This window comes from Candidatus Symbiopectobacterium sp. (assembly GCF_020054415.1).
Lineage (GTDB): Bacteria > Pseudomonadota > Gammaproteobacteria > Enterobacterales > Enterobacteriaceae > Symbiopectobacterium.
Genome location: NZ_JAHWCO010000008.1, coordinates 1 through 3,092, shown reverse-complemented (window position 1 = coordinate 3,092; position 3,092 = coordinate 1). Strand labels below are relative to the sequence as shown.

2 protein-coding genes and 2 pseudogenes are annotated in these 3,092 nt (G+C 52.7%); 3 read left to right on the top strand and 1 reads right to left on the bottom strand.

Features of this window, described 5'->3' with window-relative positions; genetic code table 11:
* Nucleotides 1-154: 154 nt before the first annotated feature.
* On the top strand, nucleotides 155-400 hold the full coding sequence (locus QZ506_RS21390; protein ID WP_367272945.1) for a hypothetical protein: 246 nt from the start codon (nucleotides 155-157) through the stop codon (nucleotides 398-400).
* Nucleotides 384-875: a GH32 C-terminal domain-containing protein gene (locus QZ506_RS21385; protein WP_367272944.1), complete on the top strand. Its 492-nt coding sequence runs from the start codon at nucleotides 384-386 to the stop codon at nucleotides 873-875. The genes QZ506_RS21390 and QZ506_RS21385 overlap by 17 nt, the downstream gene beginning before the upstream one ends.
* Before the next feature lie 48 nt (nucleotides 876-923).
* Here QZ506_RS21385 and yjfP read toward each other — a convergent pair.
* Nucleotides 924-1,704: pseudogene (gene yjfP, locus QZ506_RS00285) on the bottom strand (esterase).
* Between the two features lie 265 nt (nucleotides 1,705-1,969).
* On the opposite strand from yjfP, the pseudogene QZ506_RS00280 reads away from it, so the two are divergent.
* Nucleotides 1,970-2,959, top strand: a pseudogene (locus QZ506_RS00280) (Cache 3/Cache 2 fusion domain-containing protein).
* Nucleotides 2,960-3,092 lie beyond the last annotated feature (133 nt).

The following is a 3,092-nucleotide window of genomic DNA, read 5'->3' as shown; positions in this document are numbered from 1 at the left end:
GCGCTGCTTGAGGGCCTTGTTATAAGAGGGCCAGTTGGTGATTTTAAAATTTTGTTTTGCCATGGAGACCTGATTTTGAAACAACTGTGGTGATCTGCTCCGATGATTACCCAAAAGTTCTATTTATTCAACAAAGCCTCAGAGCGGCTATATTTTGGGACGCTGGCAGCCGGGACATCCTTTTACGCTTGAGCAGCATTTTCAGGAATTGGATGCCGGTCACGATTTCTATGCACCACAATCTTTCGTCACTACCGATGGGCGCCGCTTGCTGTTCGGCTGGATGGATATGTGGGAGTCCGAAAGGCCCACTCAGGCCGACGGCTGGGCCGGATCTCACGCTGCCGCGCGAACTGTCGCTGGATGCGCAAGGGCGCGTCAGAATGATGCCAGTCCGTGAACTGCAAGCACTGCGCCGGGAAGCGCATAACCTACCCGCTTTTTCGCTGAAAAACCAACGACGCAGGCTGGGGATCAGCGCACTTCAGGCAGAAATTCACATGATGTGGGATATTCAAAAAAGCCAGGCGGAACGCTTCGGCATCGAGACTGCCGTCAGCGACGATCGGCGCCACGTCACCCGGTTTTATGTCGATACGCAGTCTCGTCGTTTGGTGTTGGATCGCAGTCAATCCGGACTGGACGTCGGCGGCTATCGCAGTGTGGCACTGCCCGATGGCGACACGCTTGATCTGCGGATTTTTATCGATCGTTCCTCAGTGGAACTCTTTGTCAATCAATGGGAAAACTGTCTAACCAGCCGTATTTATCCACCAACAGAAGGACGCGGCATCGCTCTTTATGCCGAAAATGGGGTGGCGTACTGCCAGACCTTTACCCACTGGCAGATGGCATCCATCTATCCTGAGCAGTAATCACGCCGCGTCAACGGGATACGTCAGGCATTACCGGCTATCGTCGCATCAGGCTATCGGCGTCTCAGTCAATGGCACAGAGACAAAATTCCGGGTAAAGAAGCGGCTGCCCGCAGTTAGCGCTAACGGGGTGATGTGGTGCCCCACGTCACGTTCCGTCAGGTAGGTGACGTTATGGTGCTGATTATCCCCTTTCAGTGCCGCATACAAGCGCGCTATCGGCAGCGGGCACCACGTCATCAGCATCGCCATGCCACAGCAATAGTGTGCGATCTGCTAACGCAGACAGCCGGTCGGTGACATCATAATTGACCAGCGTTTGCGCCAGCTGGCGCAGCAGATCGCCAGACCCCGGGCTTCCTGCAGAGACCGGCGTGAAAAGCGAGCGCGACAGCGCAGAAAAATATCCATAACCCATAAATGCCGCGACGGCTGAAATACACGGATAGCGCGCCATGCTGGCCAACGCGGTCATGCCCCTGAGCGATGCACCCGCAACGCCAATTTTCTCATCCGCAATCCACCCGCGCTGGCGCGCTGCATCCACCAGCAGCGGCAGTTCTTGCACGTTAAATTGCAGAATATCCCAGAAATGGCGTAAACGGCGGGCATCATCACCGTCATAACGCGCGCCGTGCATCGCCGCGTCAGGCAAAATAACACGAAACCTCACTTGTGCTAACGCATAGCCAAAATAGGCGTATACTTCCTTGGACGAGGTATAGCCATGAAAAAAGAATATCGTCGGTAACGGACATGCCTGCTGACCGCTGGGGGTCGCATGCAAGACATCAATCCCGTTCAGGGTATCTGGCGAAATTTCTACCATGTGGGTTCTCTCTCTTTTTTCTTTCCGCACATCGTTAAGCGTAAAATCGGGTTGCCTAACACCCTATCACCAAAAATAAATTTTTTTTAAATACAGATTCGCAATGATTTATAACAAAGAATGCAATGTAAAGTTACACAAATCAAATGAATTATTTACTTACTCTGCCGTTACTGACGTTAACTGCTGGCGCTTGGTTGTACGGCGGTTGACAACATCATGGGTCATTTTCCAGCACGGATTGCACTAATAAAAGAGACACAGCATGCTGCAATTTTCTTCTTTTCGACACTGGTGTTTAGGCATCAAGCTCCCGGCGATCGCCTCGCTGAGTGTGGCCGTGCTGTTTTTGGTTTTCACATTGTCACTGACGCGTTCTGCGGGCGATCAGTTAAAAGCGCTGACGCTGCACGATATGCAGAGCCAGGTGACCGGTGTGACAGAAATGATCACTATGTACGATGCCGGGTTACAAGCGGAAGTGGGCAACTACAGCACGCTGTTCGCCAGTTTCCTCCCTACCCAATACAGCATTGATACCACCCAGCGAGTGCCTTACGGCGATGATTCACAGCCTACGCTGAAAGCAGGCGATACGCAGTTGAATGCGAACACTGCCATCGTAGATGATTTTCTCAGCCGTACTGGCGCGATTTCAACACTGTTTGTGCGCGACGGCGATGACTTTGTGCGCACCACGACCTCATTGAAAAAAGAGGATGGCACCCGCGCCATCGGCACCCGGCTCGACAGGGAAAGCGCAGCCTACACCAGCATTATGAAGGGTGGCACCTATAGCGGACTGGCTCCGCTGTTCGGCAAGCAGTACATCACCCAATACACGCCTATCAAGGATACATGAGGCCAGATTGTCGGCATCCAGTTTGTCGGCATCGGTATCACGCGTGAATTCACCCTGATGCAGCAACGCATTTTGGAAAAGCGTATTGGCGAAGATGGGCATTTCTTCGTGATTAATGCGAAAAAAGGCAACGAACTCGGCAATTACCTCTACCACCCAACGCTCGTTAACCAGCGTCCTGACTGGTCCGAAGGCGCGCTGAGCCAGATTCTGGGTGCCCATGACGGCACACTGGAGTACCGTGACAACAGCCTGTCGCCGAACGAACAGGAACAGGTGATGGTTTTTCAGGCAGTGCCGCAGTGGGGATGGGTGATCGTTAGTACGCTGAGCAAAAGTCTGCTGGCTAACATCACTCACACACGTAATCTGTTCCTGGCTGGGGGGGCCTAATGAGATGTTCACCCCCACTCTGTGAGCGGTACGCTGGCAGGGTGTTTTTCTTTCAGGAGAGGCCATCATGGAAAACGTTACTCTTATTGGTATCGATCTCGGTAAACATTCTTTCCACATTCATTGCCAGGAT

Bases quoted from the DNA above. Each gene is read 5' to 3' on its own strand.
- QZ506_RS21385 (WP_367272944.1), top strand. From the start codon at position 384: ATGATGCCAGTCCGTGAACTGCAAGCACTGCGCCGGGAAGCGCATAAC.